Origin of the sequence: Exiguobacterium sp. CH10 (assembly GCF_018617635.1) — a bacterium.
In the GTDB taxonomy this organism is placed as follows: Bacteria; Bacillota; Bacilli; order Exiguobacteriales; family Exiguobacteriaceae; genus Exiguobacterium; species Exiguobacterium aestuarii_A.
The window spans coordinates 1263277-1281916 of the sequence record NZ_JACSKO010000001.1 but is presented as its reverse complement, the minus strand read 5'-3'; the positions used below and the strand labels follow the sequence as shown (position 1 = coordinate 1281916).

General features: G+C 49.0%; 16 protein-coding genes. 10 read left to right on the top strand and 6 right to left on the bottom strand.

Annotated features, from left to right (window positions below; translation table 11 throughout):
* The first annotated feature begins 69 nt into the window (after window positions 1–69).
* The 8 genes from KNP04_RS06405 to KNP04_RS06370 all read left to right on the top strand — a co-directional run bounded on the left by KNP04_RS06405 (window position 70) and on the right by KNP04_RS06370 (window position 7575).
* Window positions 70–612 carry a GNAT family N-acetyltransferase gene (locus KNP04_RS06405; RefSeq protein ID WP_214875081.1) on the top strand — a complete coding sequence of 181 codons (543 nt, stop codon included), beginning with the start codon at window positions 70–72 and terminating at the stop codon, window positions 610–612.
* Between the two features lie 107 nt (window positions 613–719).
* Entirely contained in the window at window positions 720–1697 is a 978-nt protein-coding gene (locus KNP04_RS06400) for a LacI family DNA-binding transcriptional regulator (protein WP_214875080.1), read from the top strand.
* A gap of 3 nt (window positions 1698–1700) precedes the next feature.
* Window positions 1701–2585: a ribokinase gene (rbsK, locus tag KNP04_RS06395; protein WP_214875079.1), complete on the top strand. Its 885-nt coding sequence runs from the start codon at window positions 1701–1703 to the stop codon at window positions 2583–2585.
* Window positions 2585–2974, top strand: coding sequence for a D-ribose pyranase (gene rbsD / locus KNP04_RS06390; RefSeq protein WP_214875078.1), 390 nt, complete (start codon window positions 2585–2587; stop codon window positions 2972–2974). Before rbsK ends, rbsD begins: the two co-directional genes overlap by 1 nt.
* Before the next feature lie 12 nt (window positions 2975–2986).
* Window positions 2987–4465 carry a sugar ABC transporter ATP-binding protein gene (locus KNP04_RS06385; protein ID WP_214875077.1) on the top strand — a complete coding sequence of 493 codons (1479 nt, stop codon included), beginning with the start codon at window positions 2987–2989 and terminating at the stop codon, window positions 4463–4465.
* Between the two features lies 1 nt (window position 4466).
* Window positions 4467–5432, top strand: coding sequence for an ABC transporter permease subunit (locus KNP04_RS06380; RefSeq protein WP_214694930.1), 966 nt, complete (start codon window positions 4467–4469; stop codon window positions 5430–5432).
* A gap of 22 nt (window positions 5433–5454) precedes the next feature.
* Window positions 5455–6366, top strand: a complete 912-nt coding sequence (gene rbsB, locus KNP04_RS06375) for a ribose ABC transporter substrate-binding protein RbsB (protein ID WP_214875076.1) — start codon at window positions 5455–5457, stop codon at window positions 6364–6366.
* A gap of 168 nt (window positions 6367–6534) precedes the next feature.
* Window positions 6535–7575: a type I phosphomannose isomerase catalytic subunit gene (locus KNP04_RS06370; RefSeq protein ID WP_214875075.1), complete on the top strand. Its 1041-nt coding sequence runs from the start codon at window positions 6535–6537 to the stop codon at window positions 7573–7575.
* Here KNP04_RS06370 and KNP04_RS06365 read toward each other — a convergent pair.
* Window positions 7496–8833, bottom strand: coding sequence for a sugar phosphate nucleotidyltransferase (locus tag KNP04_RS06365; protein WP_214875074.1), 1338 nt, complete (start codon window positions 8831–8833; stop codon window positions 7496–7498). The genes KNP04_RS06370 and KNP04_RS06365 overlap by 80 nt on opposite strands.
* A gap of 43 nt (window positions 8834–8876) precedes the next feature.
* Between KNP04_RS06365 and KNP04_RS06360 the strand changes: the two genes are divergently transcribed.
* Complete coding sequence (locus tag KNP04_RS06360) at window positions 8877–9479, top strand: response regulator (protein ID WP_214875073.1); 603 nt, start codon at window positions 8877–8879, stop codon at window positions 9477–9479.
* Here KNP04_RS06360 and KNP04_RS06355 read toward each other — a convergent pair.
* From KNP04_RS06355 to KNP04_RS06345, 3 genes are read right to left on the bottom strand one after another with little or no spacing between them, the layout of a single operon-like run.
* A complete protein-coding gene (locus tag KNP04_RS06355; protein ID WP_214875072.1) occupies window positions 9433–10326 on the bottom strand; it encodes a glycosyltransferase family 2 protein in 894 nt (297 codons plus the stop codon). The genes KNP04_RS06360 and KNP04_RS06355 overlap by 47 nt on opposite strands.
* Window positions 10323–11462, bottom strand: coding sequence for a glycosyltransferase family 4 protein (locus KNP04_RS06350; RefSeq protein ID WP_214875071.1), 1140 nt, complete (start codon window positions 11460–11462; stop codon window positions 10323–10325). Before KNP04_RS06350 ends, KNP04_RS06355 begins: the two co-directional genes overlap by 4 nt.
* A complete protein-coding gene (locus KNP04_RS06345) occupies window positions 11462–12646 on the bottom strand; it encodes a lipopolysaccharide biosynthesis protein (protein WP_214875070.1) in 1185 nt (394 codons plus the stop codon). The genes KNP04_RS06350 and KNP04_RS06345 overlap by 1 nt, the downstream gene beginning before the upstream one ends.
* Before the next feature lie 46 nt (window positions 12647–12692).
* Between KNP04_RS06345 and KNP04_RS06340 the strand changes: the two genes are divergently transcribed.
* On the top strand, window positions 12693–13850 hold the full coding sequence (locus KNP04_RS06340) for a glycosyltransferase (RefSeq protein ID WP_214875069.1): 1158 nt from the start codon (window positions 12693–12695) through the stop codon (window positions 13848–13850).
* 56 nt (window positions 13851–13906) lie between these two features.
* On the opposite strand, the gene KNP04_RS06335 is transcribed toward KNP04_RS06340, so the two are convergent.
* Together KNP04_RS06335 and KNP04_RS06330 are read right to left on the bottom strand one after the other, a co-directional pair.
* On the bottom strand, window positions 13907–14200 hold the full coding sequence (locus KNP04_RS06335; protein WP_214875068.1) for a hypothetical protein: 294 nt from the start codon (window positions 14198–14200) through the stop codon (window positions 13907–13909).
* 6 nt (window positions 14201–14206) lie between these two features.
* Window positions 14207–18622 (bottom strand): glycosyltransferase family protein, encoded by a 4416-nt coding sequence (locus tag KNP04_RS06330; protein WP_214875067.1) that lies wholly within the window; start codon window positions 18620–18622, stop codon window positions 14207–14209.
* Window positions 18623–18640 lie beyond the last annotated feature (18 nt).

The following is an 18640-nucleotide window of genomic DNA, read 5'->3' as shown; positions in this document are numbered from 1 at the left end:
TTCCTCCTCGCCTAACGTTTCCCATTAGGTCGGGGAAAGAAACAAATTGAAGGAAAAGGATGGGTTTGTATGATCAAGATGGAGACAGAGCGGTTGGTCTTAAGAGCATTTACGCTAGAAGACGCAGAGGATATGTATCGTTACGCTAAAGACGAACGTGTCGGACCGATGGCTGGTTGGGCGCCACACGAATCCGTTGAAGAGACGAAAGACGTCATTCGACTGTTTGTCGAGGAAAAAGACGTGTGGGCGATCGTTTTGAAAGAAACCGGGCAAGTGATTGGTAGCATCGGATTACACGACCGAAGACCGGATCCTACGATTCAACATGAGGCCCAACGTGAAATCGGTTACGTACTCAGCCCGGATTATTGGGGGCACGGCTATGTGCCGGAAGCCGTTCAGGCGATGATTCGATTTGGATTCGAAGCGTTAGGGCTGGAGCGGATTTGGTGCGGATATTTCAGCTTCAATGACCAATCCCGACGCGTCGTTGAGAAATGTGGGTTCACCTATGCGTTCACGAAAACGCAAGAATTGACCCGACTCGACGGACGAACGGTAGAATGCCTCGTCTATGTCCAACTCAATCCGACGTTCTCTACACATTGAAGCACTGTTTCAATGTGTTTTTTCATGAAATTATAAAAACCTCTTGATATGTAACCGGTTACACATTAAGATGGTTTTGTAAGCGTTTCCAGAACGGAGGATGTCAAATGGCGACCATCAAACAAGTGGCAAAACATGCGAACGTCTCAGTGGCGACCGTATCACGCGTCATGAATAAGAGTGGATATGTGAGCGAAGAGGCGAAAGAGGCGGTCGAAAAGGCGATTGCGGAACTGAATTACGCACCGAACCGAGTCGCTCGTTCGCTCTATAAAAAATCGTCGAATTTGATTGGACTCATCATGCCAGATATCACGAACCCGTTCTTTCCACAGCTTGCTCGGGCGATTGAGGATGTCGCCAATCAGCATGGGTATCAAGTCGTCTTATGCAATACAGACGAACAACTCGAAAAAGAACAGACGTATTTGGTCGCCTTGCAGACAATGCATGTCGACGGGCTGATCATCACGACGAACCATTCGCATAATCCGAATTATGAGACGTTGGATTTACCGATGGTCGCGCTCGACCGGATTGTGAAGGCGGGAATCGATGCCGTTGTATCGGACGGATATGAGGGTGGGAAGTTGGCAGCCGACACGTTGTTACAACGCGGTGCGACACGACTGGCACATATTGCCGGACCTGATCATCTCAAGACGGTCAAACGTCGGACCGAAGGATTTGTCGAAGTGGCAGGAGACAAACTCGTCGGGATGACCGAGTCCACGTTCACGTTTAAAGATGCCTTGAAAGCGTCCCAAGAGCTGTTCGATCATGCGTGGCCGTTCGATGGCATCTTTGCAGCGAACGATGTGATTGCAGCCGCGGTATTGCAGGAAGCAGTTCGTCGAAACATTCGTGTCCCGGAAGAACTACAGGTCATCGGATATGACGGGATCGAACTAGGGGAGATGACGTCTCCACCGCTGACGACCATCGTGCAGCCCATCTATGAGATGGGGCGAGTGGCGACAGAACGATTGCTCGATTTGATTGAGAAAAAAGACACACGACCGAGAGAGATGTTGTTACCGGTCACGTTGCTTGAAAGACAAACGACAAAGCGGAAGGAGAAATAAAGAATGAAACGCATTGTTGTCATTGGCAGTATATCGATGGACCTTGTCGTCACGTCCGACAAACGTCCGCAAGCAGGGGAAACCGTCATCGGCGAGTCGTTCCGTACCGTTCCAGGAGGGAAAGGTGCGAACCAAGCGGTCGCTGCTTCTAAGTTAGGAAGTACGGTGCAGATGGTCGGTTGTGTAGGGAACGATCCGTTCGGTCAGCAGATTGTTGAGAACTTCAAACAGTATGGTGTCGATGTTGCGCACGTTCAGGTCATACCGAATGAAGTGACGGGGACGGCACACATCGTATTGGCGGAAGCAGATAATTCGATTGTCGTCGTCCAATCGGCGAACAAGCAAGTCATCTTCACGGACGAGGAACTAGATCAGCTACTCGATGAGCAGTCCTTCGTACTCTTACAGCTCGAGATTCCGATCGAGACCGTGCAGCAAGTGACCGCTTACTGTAAAGCGAAAGGGATTCCGATACTACTCAATCCGGCACCGTCGCAACCGCTCCCGCCAGAAGTGATTGAAGACGTCACGTATTTGACGCCGAACGAACATGAATGCCGGGATTTATTTAAGGGATTGTCCGTGGACGAAGTGCTTGAACGATATCCGAACAAATTACTCGTCACGGAGGGCGTCCGAGGTGTTCGATTCCATGACGGACGAGAAGTGCGGCATGTGCCAGCTATCCGAGCGAACGTCGTCGACACGACAGGAGCCGGTGACACGTTCAACGGTGCGCTCGCTGTCTCCCTCATCGAACAAGATGATTTAGAGACGGCCGTACGGTTTGCCGTGGTCGCATCGGGTATGAGCGTCGAAGGCTTTGGTGCACAAGGTGGTATGCCGACACGAGAAGATGTACAACAACGATTGGAGCGCGTGTGATGAAAAAACAAGGGATATTAAATAGTCATCTAGCAAAAATCTTTGCCGATCTCGGGCATACGGATCGCGTCGTCATCGCAGACTGCGGACTCCCGATTCCAGACGGGGTGAAGCGTGTCGACCTTAGCCTCCGAATCGGAGAACCTTCCTTTCTTGAGGTACTTGATGTCGTCGAATCGGATTTGGTCGTAGAGCGCATCACGATTGCCGAGGAAATTCTCACACACAACACAACGATTGCAGATTCACTGAAAGAACGATATACAAGCATCGACATGTGTTCGCATGAAGACTTCAAACAGGAGGTCGCAAAAGCAAAAGTGGTCATTCGAACTGGGGAAGCGACACCTTACGCGAACGTCATCTTACACGCCGGGGTCATTTTTTAAGGGGGGATTTCGATGCACATTCAGTTGAAAGGCATCCATAAGTCGTTCGGTCCGGTCTCCGTCTTGAAAGGGGTCGACTTCGAACTATTGCCCGGAGAAATTCATGCGCTCATGGGGGAAAACGGAGCAGGTAAGTCGACGTTGATGAAAGTGATGACCGGTCTTCATGCTCAAGATGAGGGTGAAATCCTCATCGATGGGAAGAAACGTCAATTCAAACATCCAAAAGAAGCAGAGCAAGAAGGGATTGCCTTCATCCATCAGGAGCTCAACATTTTACCGGAGATGACGGTAACGGAAAATTTATTTTTAGGTCGAGAGCTGACAGGACCGTTCGGGATGGTCAAACAGCAGGAAATGACACGACGCGCTCGTGAATATTTGGCAGAATTGAACGTCTTCATGGATGTCGATGAAGTGGCGCGCAACTTATCGGTCGGTCAGCAACAGATGATTGAGATTGCCAAGGCACTCATGACAGATGCGAAAGTCATCGTCATGGATGAACCGACGGCCGCCTTGACCGATCGCGAAATTCAGGCGCTCTTCGCCGTCTCACGTGCTTTACGAGATCAAGGTGTGTCCATCATCTATATCTCTCACCGCATGGAAGAAATTTTCGACTTGTGTGATCGAATCACCGTGCTTCGGGACGGACAGTCTATCTCGACCCGCATGATTTCGGACACTTCTTTTGAGGAAACCGTACGCGACATGGTCGGACGCGAGATTGGTGAACGATATCCGACGCGCACGGCAACGCTCGGGGATGTCGTGCTCGAAGTAGATGATTTAGTAGGTAACCGGTTCCACAACGTATCATTCAATGTTCGAGCTGGTGAAATCGTTGGGTTTTCCGGATTGATGGGCGCAGGACGGACTGAAGTGATGCGTGCCCTATTTGGGGCAGACGCCCACAAGGGGGGAGTTATCAAATTGAACGGGAAACCGATTCGAATCAAGACTCCGGCAGACGCCATCAAACAAGGCATCGCCTTTTTGACAGAAGACCGAAAAGGAGAGGGCTTGCTTCTCGACTTCTCGCTAAGAGAAAACTTGTCACTCCCGACACTCGATAAACGGGCGAAAGGGTCGGTCATCTCCAAACAACAAGAAGCAACGTTCGCCGAGACGTACTTACAAAAACTGCGGGTCAAGCATCATTCGATGGAGCAAAAAGTGAAGTCGTTGTCCGGGGGGAATCAACAAAAGATTGTGCTCGGTAAATGGTTAGGTGTCGAGCCGGACGTCTTGATTTTGGATGAACCAACTCGAGGAGTCGACGTTGGTGCCAAGAAAGAAATTTATAACATCATGAGTGATCTCGCGGAGTCAGGTGTCGCCATCATCATGGTCTCCTCTGATTTACCGGAAGTGCTCGGGATGAGTGACCGAATCGTCGTCATGCGGGAAGGGATTGTGACCGGAACGCTCACGAAAGAAGAGGCGACACAAGAAAAAGTTATGACGTATGCGACAGGAGGGCAATGATATGGAATTGAAAGCAACGACTGCACTGAAGCGCCCGGGTCGACTTGGATGGGGACAAAAATTAGGACCATTGTTTGGTCTACTCGTCATCGTCGTCGTCGTGACCGCGCTCGAACCTGGATTTTTATCATTAAATAATATCTTTAACGTACTTCGACAAGTTTCCATCAATGCCTTGATTGCCTTCGGGATGACATTTGTCATCTTGACAGGTGGAATTGATTTATCGGTCGGGTCGATTTTAGCGCTCGCCTCCGCACTAGTGGCAGGCATGATGGTGGACGGTCAACATGCGGTCATGGCCGTTGCACTTGGTTTGATTGCGGGTGCCGTTCTTGGTGCCTTTAATGGGGCGGTCATCACGTACGGGAAAGTGGCGCCGTTCATCGCAACATTGGCCACGATGACGATCTACCGAGGTTTGACGCTCGTCTATACAGATGGGCGACCGATTACCGGTCTCGGAAATTCTGGGTGGTTCGAGATGCTCGGACGTGGCTACTTCTGGATTATCCCGGTGCCGGCATTGACGATGTTACTCGCGTTCGGTGTTCTCTATTTCATTTTGAAAAAGACGACATTTGGTCGTCACACGTACGCAATCGGTGGAAATGAAGAAGCGGCGAAATTGATGGGGATTGGCGTCAATAAAGTCAAAATCATGATTTATTCGCTATCCGGGATGCTTGCAGCACTCGCGGGCATCATCTTGACATCACGCCTTAACTCCGCACAACCGACGGCAGGAACGTCGTATGAACTCGATGCCATCGCGGCGGTCGTTCTCGGGGGAACGAGCCTTGCAGGTGGCCGAGGTTGGATTGTCGGAACATTGATCGGGGCACTGATCATCGGCACGTTGAACAACGGATTGAACCTTCTCGGCGTATCATCTTTCTTCCAACTCGTCGTAAAAGGTGCAGTTATATTGTTTGCAGTATTGCTTGATCGTCGACAAAACGCGTAACACGCGAAAGGGGAAACGGAACATGAAAAAATGGACAGCTTGGCTACTCGCACTAACAATGGTACTGATGGCAGCTTGCTCGACTGAACAACCGGGGTCAACGTCTGAGACGGAAACGAAAGACGGGGATTATGAAATCGGCTTATCCATCTCAACATTAAACAACCCGTTCTTCGTCGCATTGAAAGAAGGCGCAGAAGAACAGGCGAACGAAATGGGTGCGACATTGACGGTAGCGGATGCGCAAAACGATGCCGCGAAACAAGTGAATGATGTTGAAGACATGATTCAAAAAGGAATGGATTTAATTCTCATCAACCCGACAGATTCAGAAGCAGTCGGCGCAGCGGTACAAGCAGCAAATGATGCAGGCATTCCGGTCATTACGGTAGACCGTAACGCAGAGACTGGTGAAGTGGTCGCACACGTCGCTTCAGACAACGTCGCGGGTGGACAGTTGGCGGGTGACTATATGGTCGAACTCGTAGGCGAAGGTCAAAAAGTTGTCGAACTCGAGGGAATTCCAGGAGCGTCAGCGACACGTGACCGTGGACAAGGATTCAACGAAGCAATCGATGGGAAATTGGAAGTCGTGGCAAAACAATCTGCAAACTTTGACCGTGCAGAAGGATTGACGGTCATGGAGAATATTTTACAAGACAATAAAGACATCGTCGCTGTATTCGCACATAACGATGAGATGGCACTCGGTGCCGTTCAAGCACTTGAAGCGGCAGGAATGAGTGACGTGAAAGTCATCGGATTCGATGCGACAGACGATGCGGTCAAAGCGGTCGAAGATGGGACGATGGCAGCAACGGTTGCCCAAAAACCAGCTGAGATTGGTAAATTGGGTGTAGAAGCGGCAATCAACCATTTGAAGGGTGAAACGGTGGAAGAGAACATCCCGGTCGAACTCGAATTAATCAAATAAGGAAGATGAAACCTCACGGTGCCTTGATTTCGGGTAGAGCTCGTGAGGTTTTTTCAATGTTCACATATCCCTCTTTGAAAATTGGATAGTTCCTCCCTTTTTAAGGGTATATCTAGGTAAAATACAGGAAGGGGGAGTCGTTTCTTCTTTTTGAGAAACGCGGCACATATGTATAAACTCAAACCGGTGTTTAAAGAACGTATTTGGGGTGGTCGACAGCTAGAGACGTTATTTCATCTTTCGTTACCGGAAGGAAAGATTGGCGAGTGTTGGGCTGTCTCCGCACACCCGAGCGGAATGACCACATTTGAAAACGGACCATATGAAGGTCAGACGCTAGCGGATTTATGGGATGCCCACCGTTTAGAACTATTCGGTCCGTATCCATTCGCGACGTTTCCGTTACACATCAAACTACTCGACGCGCGTGCCTATTTATCGGTACAGGTTCATCCGAACGATGAGCAGGCGCAACGTCTCGAACAAGAGGAGTTTGGGAAAGAGGAGTGCTGGTACGTGTTAGACGCAGAACCAAATGCCGAGATTATCGTCGGCCATACATTCCGAACGAAACAAGAGGTGTATACATGTGTGCAACGAAAAGAATGGGCGACTCGTCTAAAGACCCAAGCCGTGAAAAAAGGCGACTTCATTTATATCCCGAGCGGAACTGTTCACGCCCTTGGTCCGGGTGTCGTGTTGCTCGAAATTCAACAGACGAGTGACCGAACATATCGTCTTTACGACTTTGATCGAGTGGATGACACGGGTCGTCTTCGTGAGCTTCATATCGAAAAAGCCGTAGACGTGATGAACATTCCGGATCGTCGGACAGATGAACTCGTACGGACAGATTTAAAAAATGCGTTGACGACCGAATTGATTTCAAAACCATCTTTCAAAATCATGCGACACCAAGTGAGTGGGGTCCCCGCGATTTTAGAACAATCAGAAACGTTCCGATTGATCTCGGTCGTTTCGGGTGAAGGGTTCGTGCAAGGTGAAGATGGCGTCCAAACCATCCGGGCAGGAGATCACTATTTCGTTCCAAAAGGAAAAGGACCTCACTTGTTCACCGGAAAGGTGGAAATCGTCACAAGTGAAGTCCCTGTTCCAACAACGCATCGCGTCAATACTGTTTATCAAGTGGAGACGGCACAGGACAAGCATCGTCGAGTGTCCAATCGTTTGAATACTGAACCTCGATGAACACGACGTCTTCGTGAGCTTTGAGCGTGTGAGCCGCACCGCGTTGAATCGAGATGACGTCGGTCGGCTTCGCCTCAAACGATTGTCCGTCAATTGTCACGGTCGCCGTTCCTTGAAGCATCGTCCAAATCGTATCGGTCGCTTCGTGATAATGGTAGCTCAGTTCTTTCCCTGCCTGGACGAGCATCCGTCGTGTCACACTGTGATGTCCGTCCGCGAGCGTTTCGTGATGAATGACTTCCGATTGTCCCCAGCGCTTCCATTTGAACTTTGGATAGTCGTCAGAAGAAGCGAGGTAATCTTTCAACTGCGGCGTCGCATCTTTTGTCGATACGAGAATCCCGTCCGCGTTGACGGCAACGACGAGGTCTTCGAGCCCGATTCCAATCAACGGTAGGTTCAACTCGTTGATGACATGCGTGTTCGTTGATTCGAACAATTCCACCTGACCGTGGGTGGTGGACGTCATCTCTTCGGTCAAGGTGTTCCATGTTCCTAAGTCCTTCCAGTCCCCATCGTAGCGATGAACGAACACGGACTCCGCATGCTCGACGACGGCGTAGTCGAATGACGTTTTTTCTAAATCATCGTAGCGGCTCGTGAGTTCTGAATATGTCGTCGGTAAGTTTCGCTCCGTCAGCTCATCGAGCAATAGATGTAACTTGCAAGCGAAGATTCCACAGTTCCATAATGCGCCTTGTTCAATCAATCGCTCTGCCACATCGACCGTCGGTTTTTCTTGGAACAAGCGAACGGAGGAGATTTGAGCCGTTTCGTCAGGGACGATGTATCCGTATTTCGATGTCGGGTGAAGGGGAGTGACCCCAATCAGATGTAAGGCATCGTCACTCGCTTGTACCGCTTCATCTACTTGAGGGAAATATTCAAAGAAACGGAGGTCGACATAAGCATCGACCGGCATCACGAGTACCGTTTCATCCGGGTCGACACGTTGTTCGTTCAAATAACTAGCGCCGAGCACGATAGCAGGGAACGTATCTCGACGACTCGGTTCGGTGATGATGTTGGCGTCGGTCCCGATTTGGTAAACGATGGCATCGCGTTGATGCGCGTTTGTTAAAATAAAGGCATCCCGATTTAATTGCATGTCACTTAGTTGTGAGAAGACGCGTTCAATCATCGATTGTTTAGCACCTTGACCGTCATCAAGTAATCGAATGAACTGTTTCGAGTTGATATCGTTCGAAAGTGGCCATAGACGCTTTCCAGATCCACCTGATAGTAAGAGTAGTTTCATTTCGTGACACCCTTTCTCTATTAACATTTCGGAGGTACACAACATGGCAAATTACTTACTCGTCGAACCGCACGAGCATACACGCAAGACATTGGCTCGTCTGTTGATGAAAGAAGGAGAACTCATTTTTGAAGCGACGGAAGCGACGGAAGCGATTGAGATTTTAGAGTCGAGCGACATCGACGTCGTCATCACCGAATTAAGACTTCCGCATACGGACGGGGTCGAACTGTTATCTTATGTGAAGAAAAAGTTCCCGCTCATTCATCAAATCGTATTGACGGACTACACGCATACACATACGTTGATCGCGGCCGTCAATTACGGAAACGTCAAGCGTATCATGACAAAACCGATGAAAATCGATGAGTATGTGATCCGCGTCATCAAGGATGTCGGTCAACAAGCCGTCAACATGAAGACGAATAAGTATCGAGTCGCAGACACGTTGACGGAGTTTCTAGACGACCTTGGACAGGCATACTGTCTGTTTTATGAGAGCGGAGACTTGGTCAGCTCGGAAAATCTCGTCGTCCCGTTCGAATCGGGGGAGACGAATGAGTTGAAACGGTTCGTCATCCCGACGCAATACGGCGAATTTATTTTGTATCAGTCACGGGATCGTTCTTCCCGAACTTGTGGGTAAAGAGTTGCGATACCCCGATCATCGTTAATCGAAGGTACATGTAGGCGACCCCTAATGTTAATACAGGGTGTCGTCTATATTTTTTGAGGTTGGACGGATGATAGAGCACCGGTCTGAAGAAATACCAGCGAGCGAGTGCCTTTCGGAAGCCGCCTTCCTCTGTCTCGAGCGTTTGCGGCATCACTTGGAAGTAATAGCGCTTCTTCTCGAGCAGATTTTGGAGCGTCACTTCCTTCTCATTATGTTTCACCGCAGTGAACGTGGCGCGACGGATGATCCCGCCTTGTTGGATGTAACGAATGGTCGGTTGGGTCTCTTCAAAACTGATTTGAGCAGGGTTGATCCCGCCTGATGCCTCGTATGCTTCCATCCGCCAAAACCGTGCCGCCTCGATGGAGCGGTCATCAATCCGTTCTTCTGGGATTTGGAATAGATTCCGTTCAAACACCTTCACTTTGGAGAAAAAGTTGGTGTAGGTGCTATAGGCCTCTTCTGGGATGACGAGCGCTCCGACCTCTTCGTGATGTTGAAGGTAAAGCAGGCAACTCGTCAACAGTCCCTCGGTCAACACCATGTCCGAGTCGATGACGTACAAGACATCGACATGGAGTTCACGAAGTCGACCGATGGCCTCTTTACGGGCGATTCCACGCTCTCCGTGTGGGAGCGAAAGAATGATGAAACGGTTATCGTCTACAGTCAACTCTCGCATGACCTCGACGGTTCGATCGGTCGAACCGTCATCTGCGATCACACAGACAAACTCGGCCGTTTGCTGTTGGATGGACTGAATCGTTTCCCGGATGATTTCCTCGTTACAATACGTAGACATCGCGATTCCAATCATGATGTTCTCCCTTCCTGAATCAAGATTCCTAACTTTTGATTCAACCATTGTTCAAATGCCGCGCCGGTGCGACTCCATTGCAGTGTTTTTGAAAATGCATGGGCATCACGCCTCACGATCTCATAATGATCGTGATCGTTCAAACAGCGTCTCATCTCGAGCGCGAGCGCCTCTGCGGTCTGTGCCATCGTCATGTAACCGAGTTTTCCATATTGAACCGCGTCCCGAAGTCCAGGCGCATCGTACACGATGGTCGGTGTCCCGACAGCAGCGGCCTCGCTGACGGTTAAGCCCCATCCTTCACGACGGGACGGAAAGAGGAGGGCTGTCGCCCGACTCATGCGTTCGAGTTTCTCTTCTTCACTGACGAATCCGAAGTAATGAATATCCGACCGTACATCTTCAGGCGTGATCGGATCAAGTTGTTCGGCAATGTACGCCTCGTTCTTCTTCCCGATGATCCACAGTTGTGCGGTCGGGAAATCGCGCTTGATCGATACGAACGCCTTGACGGCATCATTGATCCCTTTATAGGCGGACATGCGCCCGACGTATAAGAACGTGGGATGCTCTTCTTTCTCAAACCATTCTTCTTCTGGCCAAGGTATGAAGTTGAGTCCTTCCGGCAAAATCGTGATGTGCGACTCGGGAATTCCGACGGCGGCGAGGTCATCTGCCGTCGACTGACTGACGGTCAAGACATCGTTTTGCCGATAGAGACGCAGACGACTCGTTTCCGTCCATGCCCCGACCCATGACACGGGAGGCGGTAGGTTGATTCGCCAAATCTCACGCGTCAATTGGTGGATGAAGAGAACACGTTTATGTGCCGGCACATAGAATGGCGTGAAGTAATGGTGTGTATTCATTTGGTCGAGGACGAGATCGATTTCTTCTTCGCGCGCTTTGTAGTAGCGCCGTGCCTCTAAGATGCTCGTCATGTCTGTACCCGAGCGAATATAACGAACACCATCAATCCATTCCTCGTCCTCACGTCCTTCGATATGAGGGGACAGATGAATGATGTTGTAACGAGGAGCCACGTAAGCTAGCATCTCATGCGTGAATACTTCAGCTCCTCCTGCTTTCGGATGTTTGATGTCTCGCCAAGATAGACATAATAAAGTGGGTTTCATCACGATTCCTCCTTGAATTGTTGGCGTCGCTCAGAATGGAAGCGGAAACGAAGGAGTAGAGACCCTCCGAGTAAGACGATCGCTTGAGCCAAAAGCCACACCTCCATCGATTGCCGGAATAGGAATAAAGCAACGAGAAAGACGAAGAGTAGCGCCCAATACCAACGCAAGTACCGATTGTTTCGTAAGATGAATTGCAACATCGCTTCATATTGCACGATGATGATGCCGATATAGGTGAAAATCATATAGCGTACGAAATAGCCTGCCTCGTCATATCCTTGACCGAAGAAGATCGGTACAACTGATGGAATGACCAAATAATAGACGATGGTGATGATTCCGAGAGCAGCCAATAATAATCGGAATACGGTGCGCTCAAACGATAGGAATGAATCCGTCTCGGCCGCACGGCTCAGACGTGGCAAAAGGACTTGGAAAATCGACAGACAGACGAACAAGACGAGCTGACTAAAGCGTAGGCTGACGGAATAATCTCCGACTAAAGATGGAAAGAATAAGGTGACGAGTAAGCTGTCGACCGAGAAGAAGAGTGTCATGACAATCTGCACATGGATGAGTTGGAACAAACCATGGAACTGTTTGTCTCCAGCCGTTTCTGGGAAATGAGTTTGCCAGATGCTGAGTCCATATGTGAGAATCATGCCGATCAAAATCCCAATCAAAGCGAGCGTGATATCAAGCTGTTCGAGAAAAACCCACGTGACGCCCACTTTCACAATCGCTTCGACGTAATAAGAAAGGGTGAGGGCATAAAATCGTTCATTTGCCTGCAAGACCCCACGCCGGAATGACACGAGGATATGGAAAAATACTGTAACTGCAAGTAAAAAGAGGTTAATCCTAGATAAAGGAAGAATATAAGGGATAAGTATAAAGAGTACACTGGATAAACCCATCGCGACGAATAAGATGATTCGTTCGATATACCGATAATCGGTCGCAATTTGTTGTCCTAAGTTTCGGGTGACAATCCATTGGACGGCACTCCCGATGATGAGTAACAGTCCGAGAAGGGCGAGATATGCGTTTAAGAGACCATAATCTTGACTCGTCAAACCGCGGGCTAAGAAGAAATGATACGAGTAATTGATGATATTTAGTAACGCATCAAGAACAGGGAAGATGAGTAAAATCGAATAACGGCTCATGACAGCTTTCATACAATCACCTCTTTCAATTCGTCAATCTTAAAAGGAGGACAATGTGATGGATAAAGGGAAAGTGGTCATTTTTACAGACCAACAACGAAACATTCCGTATGCCTCTCGCATTCCGCATTATGAACTCGTGCTTTCTGAAACGAATCACATATCCGAACACACGATTTCACCAGATATTCGTGCCATGAAAGATCAGATTAAAGTGTATGTGATTGATTATATCGACTATGATAAAGGATTAACTATAGCAGCAGCGTTACGAACGTATCATCCTCAATCTTCAATCTTGTGGGTTGATGACGTTATTCGACATAAAGGAAACTTTCCCTTCAAGCAATTGTTAGGGAATGGGATATTTAGAATATTTTATTATCGAGAAGAATACCCCAATGAACTACTAACTGAGATTCAAAATATCATTCATCCGGAATATGCTGTGAAAAAAGGGACTGTAGCCTTTATATTACCAATTTTTAATGAGGAGAAACGGTTTTCACACATTCATGCTTTTTTGACATCCCTTACCAAAATGATTGAACGAAATTATTTGCACGGGTCCATCCATTTTGTGGATGATGCTTCTTCCGATCAGTCGAAACACCTGTTACAAGAGTATCGGGATGTCGTCATGAACGCTACGGACACGCTGTTCAAGATTGATTATTTAAAGATGTATGAGTTAAAGGAGAATACGAAAAAAGCAGGTCTCTTTATCGAGGGGATGACGCATATCTCGAGCGAATACTATGTATTCGTCGATTCAGACAATTCGTTCAAAGTCGATGATATCGCTCAACTGCTGAGTATCGCGGAAAATGACTATTATGATATCGTCATCGGGACGAAAGATTTGACGATTGAAGACCGAAGCTTCGTTCGAAAGTTCGTCAGTTTCGCAAAACGAACGATTACAAAACCGTTCCTACCAGAAGGCGTGTCGGATTCTCAGACGGGTCTCAAAATCATCAATCGTCGGGCGATTCCACGGTTACTTCCGTATTTGAGTGCAACGAGCGGATTCGCCATCGATTTAGAGATGATGTACGCCGCCAAAAAAGAGCGTCTCCGTGTCTATCAGCAGCCGGTGACCTGTATCGAGCGGGAGGGATCTCACGTCGACCTCGTGAAAGACTCGATCGCGTTCCTCAAAACGATGGCCCTTCTTTTACGACGACAACGGGCCGTCAGTCGGGCCAGACGATAATCATCACATCATACATAAAGCCCACGTCTCTGATTGGACGTGGGCTTTATTTGCACTCATTTATGTGTGATCGATTCGGCGATTGAAAAATCTGGCGCTGAATAGTCAATCGTGATGACATCTCCGACGCGCAGTGCATTGAGGTGATTAGGTTTCCCGTCGACAATCGTCGACGAAGTAAGTGTCACCTCCCGTAGCGCATACTGTTCCTCAGGGTCTTGATGAGATGGCGCAATCCATAAGGTATTGCCTTGCCGATCTTCAATCAAACTTTCTTCGTCACCCATCGTACAAGCACTAAGAATCACCGTCCAACTAATTAAAGCCGTCAACATGAAAGTCCGAAGCATCATCTGTCACCCTTTTTTGAATCGATGTCGCACCCGTTGAAGGAGCGGTTCTTCCTGTCGGGCGTTCCAATAAAAGAAGAACGAGACAGGTGTTGCGAGTAACAGAAGAATCATGCCCGCGAAGTAGACGAGACGTAAGACGGCATTCACCTGTACGTTACTTTCAGAAGACATGTACAGTTGTGTCACCCCATTCAATGCGACTTCACCGCGCTGTGCCCCCTCATCGGTCGAGAGCTCGAACAATGGAGAGGGGGAGTCGTTTAACGTGAAGCGACCGAGTGAATCTTCGTGAGAGACCGTTCGCTTCATGACACTTCGCGTCACATCGAGAGATACGGCTTCTGTTGTAGCGAGTAGCGGACGTTCGGTCACTTCCTCGACGGTCACTTGGTCGGTCAGGAGAAGATGATCGTAGCGGACGACGTTCAAGTTCTTCATCTCCAGTCGTCCTGCATTTTCAACATTTCCACGTGCCCAAATATGAAGCTGCATCGAGTCGGTTCCCTTCGGTGGAATCAAAATCTGTTCGTAATGATTCCATGTCGATTTACGATACTCTTCCACTTCACTGATGAAGTCGGTCCCAATCACGCGACGTTCCTCGTCAAGATAGTACATCTTTACATGTCGATTTCGAATTTGTTCGCTCCGTGCGTCAAAAGCGACCAAATATTCTCGGTCGGGAAGTGCCTCGATTTGTTCCGATGCGAATATATACCAGTCACAAGAACAGGTCGGTTCGTAAGATGCGATAAACGTGTCATCTTCTACCGTCGACTCGAACATGTCATCTGTAATGGATACACAGGTCGCACACGTGGCGGCAGCTTCAGGTGTCGCGAGTGGTTCGGTCACGACAATCTCGTTCGGGTCGAACTTCCGTAAGTCCTCCAACTCGATTCGTGACGGCACGTTACTGTCTACAGTCAACTCGAGCGTGTATGATCCCGGCTCCATCTCGAATGTATTCGGTGTCCATCGTTTCAATGTCGGATGCACATCTTCGAGTGACTGAAGTTGGTATGGGAAGTCGCGACGCAAGGAGTCATACGTGACCGTCTGTGTGCCGATATCTGTTTTCACATCAGGCAGTTGCTGCATCGCCGTGACGCCAATCGTCTCTTCTTGGACAACTTCTTCGTCCTGCAGGAGGCGTAAGCGAATCGTCCCATCTGTCGAAACAGGAGGTGTCAGGTTGATGTGGAAACGGTAATCACCAGGCTCTGCCACATCAATTGTACGAGACAATGTGCCGGATGTGAGTGAGACGCCTTTCCCAAAACTGAGAGACGGGTAGTTGCGCTCAGACTGGATCGTCCCGCTATAATCGAAATCTTGTTCACCTTCGAGTACCATGAAGGTGTTCGTGGGTTCTAATACGTTTTGGAGTGACTGCTGTAACGTCTTCCATTCTTCCTCTGGTAAGAAGACGATGTTTTGAATGGCATTGAAACCGACTGTATTCTCGACAGTGATGGTCGTCTCTTCTGTACCGACATCATGTATCCCAAGCGGTACCCACTCGAGCCTTGCTCCCGTTTGTCGGGTCGTTTCGACGATTTGCTCGTCATCATTGATGGTCACATCAAGTTGTCCGCCACTCTGATTCATCAAAACACGAGCGAATCCAATGTAACGCCCCGGCGGTGTCTCTTTCGTAATGGAGAATGTGTTCGGCACCATGTGTGACTCGAAGCTCTCGATTTGAACATCGTGAATCCACCAATACGTCTTCCGTTCTGGTTTTTGATAACTTAGTAAGTCGATGCGCATCGTCTCGGCAGCCCGTGGCGTCACGTATTCCCCACGAAGGTGAACTCCGTCTAAATTCCCGGAATCTCTCGGGGCGACGACGTAAGACTGGTCGATTTCTTCACCGGATGCATCGAAGAAGCGGACTTTCACGTGCAAGCGATCGACCCCTCGACCCGATGCAACGATATCGAAACGATATGCGTTATTCGGGAGTGCCGGCAACAGGCCGGACTTTGCGACTTGCCAAATGTAGTTCGGGTCTCCCTTGGCGACCTCCGCTTGAAGAAGGGGCAAATCGTTCGTTGAAGACAACGGGTTAGGTGACAAGTCGACGATGTCCGGATTATCGGCTTTAAAAAACGTTTCATCTTCAAGCATCGAGTTGAACGATGCGACTTGTTTCGTCGACAAATCATCGAGCTCGTAAGGGGGAGCATCGATTCGGGCAGAAGCGAAGGAAAGTCCGACACCGTCTCCGAAATCAAGGTCGAACGCAGGGTCTTTCACACCTTGTGTTTGTTGATACCAACGCCAGTCACTGTTCGCGAAAAGGGTCTTGCCCCATGTGAGGAACGGGTTGGCGGAATCAATCGCCTCAAATGGCTTCCAGTAATAATCATCGGGTACCTGACTGAGCAGCATGTCTTTTTGTTCAATCATCTCGATTGCATCACCCGGACGAATCCAATCAAAGTCCTCACTATGTCGCTGTGTCGTGAATAAAATCGATTGCTTTCCTTGCTCATATCCAGGAATCGTTCCATATGTGATGGAACGGTCGATTCCGTAAGGCGTCACGATGAGCTGTGGAACGGTCCGATCGGTGAGCGGTGCGACGACATCGAACAAGGTGAATAGACCGACTTGTTTCGTCCGTAGTAAATCACGTTGCGATGCGAGTATATCTAAGTTGAACTGCTGTCGCTCTTCCATCCCTAAATATTCATCGCGATATGCGAACTGGTCGACACCGAACACTTTGATCAAATTACTTGCCTCGTCTGAACGTCCTGTATCGAGCAAGTATTGTAAGAGTGAAAACAGATAACGAATCGCAGGTGTCGACCCTTCATGATGGAACACCGTATTTTCAAGCGAACTGTACACGTGGAAGTCCCCGGTCGGTTTGACCGTCTCGCCGAGTGCGGGATTTTCGTTCCATCTCGGTGTCGCCACCCCGGTGATCGGCTGGGTCATCTCATCGGCAACGGGGAACTGTAGCCACTTCCCATCGATTTCTTGTTGTACGGTCGCGTATTCTTCAGGAACGTCGACCGGTTTATAAAAACCTTCCATATACACGGTGCGATACGGATAAATAAAGAGCGTCAACGCGACAAAACTGCCGATGAAAAGGATACCGCGATAGAGCGGACGTGGTATCGCTTTAGATTGTCTGGCATCAACAATCCCGATACCGAGAGAGAGCAGCAAACTGTAACTGACAATCAATAGACCGACGAGCTTATTCGGGTCGCGGAACATCGGACCAATCAACGGTGTGTACGTGACGAGCGCGACGAATGCCGTCGCGACCCATTCATACGTTCCAGTCGCAAAGATGATCAAACCGATGCCGAGCAAGCCGAAGAACAGGTGAATCGGTCGTTTATAGCTTCCGAGAAGACCGATGCCGATGAAGAAGAGCAAGATTCCTCCGGCCACCCAAAACGTCAGTGGAAGTGTATGCAAGTCGAACATCGGCCACCAATAACTGATGGTATACAACACGTTCTCAATCGACGAGTTGCGACTGAACAGCATCAACGTCTCGGTGACGTTAATATTATGTTGGGATGCCTGGGCCCCGAACAGGATGGAACCGACATACATAAAGAACCAGTAGCCGTTGAACAAGATGAACACGAACCCAACCGCTGTGATGAGGCGAACGTAGTAGAAGAAATAGGATTTGAACAATAGCGTCTTCCGTTCGGTCCAAAGCGTTTTGAGCACAATCAGAACGAGCATGATGCCCATATAAATGGCCGAAAAGAAAAAGTAATGAATTCCGGCCGACATGAACATGAACGTGACGGACAACCCGATGGCGTCTATCCAGATTCTCGGTGAGAGTCGTTTGTTAAACGAAAAATCTGGATCCAACTGACGTCGGAATTTCGGGTCGAACAAGTTGAAGAAGAGTAGGAGTGCGAACGGGAACAACGCATAGCCGCACAGGAGATAAATATGTTGAATGCGTGTGATGATCCACGGGTTCAACGCGTAAAGGAGCCCAGCAAGCGTGAACGTCATGAGTGTCATCAACTGAAAATGTTTTGTGATATAAATCGAGTGAAGTCGTTTGACGAGCGCATACATGCTGAGTGCCGAGACGATGAGCAACGTCAGGATGAATGATTTGATGAGGAATGGTCCAGACGCACCAAACAATAAACTCAATCCATACAGCGGTGCAATGAAGACGAGTCGAGGCACATTCAACAATGTCGTCGTGCTCCATCGTTCATTCCAGGCACCAAAAATCTCTTCGATATAACGGTCGGACGATAGACCGAAAGCGATATCACTAAAGACGACCATCCCCGACGAAAAGAGCGGGTACGCATAGGCAAGGATACATGCCAGCATAATCGTCAAGGCGATGAGGTCGTAACGGTACGTATGCAGACCGTTTCGTAGTGTAGATAAGATGCGTTGCAAATCCGATCTGCCTCCTTT

Bases quoted from the DNA above. Each gene is read 5' to 3' on its own strand.
- KNP04_RS06385 (WP_214875077.1), top strand. From the start codon at position 2,987: ATGCACATTCAGTTGAAAGGCATCCATAAGTCGTTCGGTCCGGTCTCC.
- rbsD (WP_214875078.1), top strand. From the start codon at position 2,585: ATGAAAAAACAAGGGATATTAAATAGTCATCTAGCAAAAATCTTTGCC.
- KNP04_RS06345 (WP_214875070.1), bottom strand. From the start codon at position 12,646: ATGAAAGCTGTCATGAGCCGTTATTCGATTTTACTCATCTTCCCTGTT.
- KNP04_RS06400 (WP_214875080.1), top strand. From the start codon at position 720: ATGGCGACCATCAAACAAGTGGCAAAACATGCGAACGTCTCAGTGGCG.
- KNP04_RS06405 (WP_214875081.1), top strand. From the start codon at position 70: ATGATCAAGATGGAGACAGAGCGGTTGGTCTTAAGAGCATTTACGCTA.
- KNP04_RS06350 (WP_214875071.1), bottom strand. From the start codon at position 11,462: ATGAAACCCACTTTATTATGTCTATCTTGGCGAGACATCAAACATCCG.
- KNP04_RS06365 (WP_214875074.1), bottom strand. From the start codon at position 8,833: ATGAAACTACTCTTACTATCAGGTGGATCTGGAAAGCGTCTATGGCCA.
- KNP04_RS06335 (WP_214875068.1), bottom strand. From the start codon at position 14,200: ATGCTTCGGACTTTCATGTTGACGGCTTTAATTAGTTGGACGGTGATT.
- KNP04_RS06370 (WP_214875075.1), top strand. From the start codon at position 6,535: ATGTATAAACTCAAACCGGTGTTTAAAGAACGTATTTGGGGTGGTCGA.
- KNP04_RS06355 (WP_214875072.1), bottom strand. From the start codon at position 10,326: ATGATTGGAATCGCGATGTCTACGTATTGTAACGAGGAAATCATCCGG.
- rbsK (WP_214875079.1), top strand. From the start codon at position 1,701: ATGAAACGCATTGTTGTCATTGGCAGTATATCGATGGACCTTGTCGTC.
- KNP04_RS06360 (WP_214875073.1), top strand. From the start codon at position 8,877: ATGGCAAATTACTTACTCGTCGAACCGCACGAGCATACACGCAAGACA.
- rbsB (WP_214875076.1), top strand. From the start codon at position 5,455: ATGAAAAAATGGACAGCTTGGCTACTCGCACTAACAATGGTACTGATG.
- KNP04_RS06380 (WP_214694930.1), top strand. From the start codon at position 4,467: ATGGAATTGAAAGCAACGACTGCACTGAAGCGCCCGGGTCGACTTGGA.
- KNP04_RS06340 (WP_214875069.1), top strand. From the start codon at position 12,693: ATGGATAAAGGGAAAGTGGTCATTTTTACAGACCAACAACGAAACATT.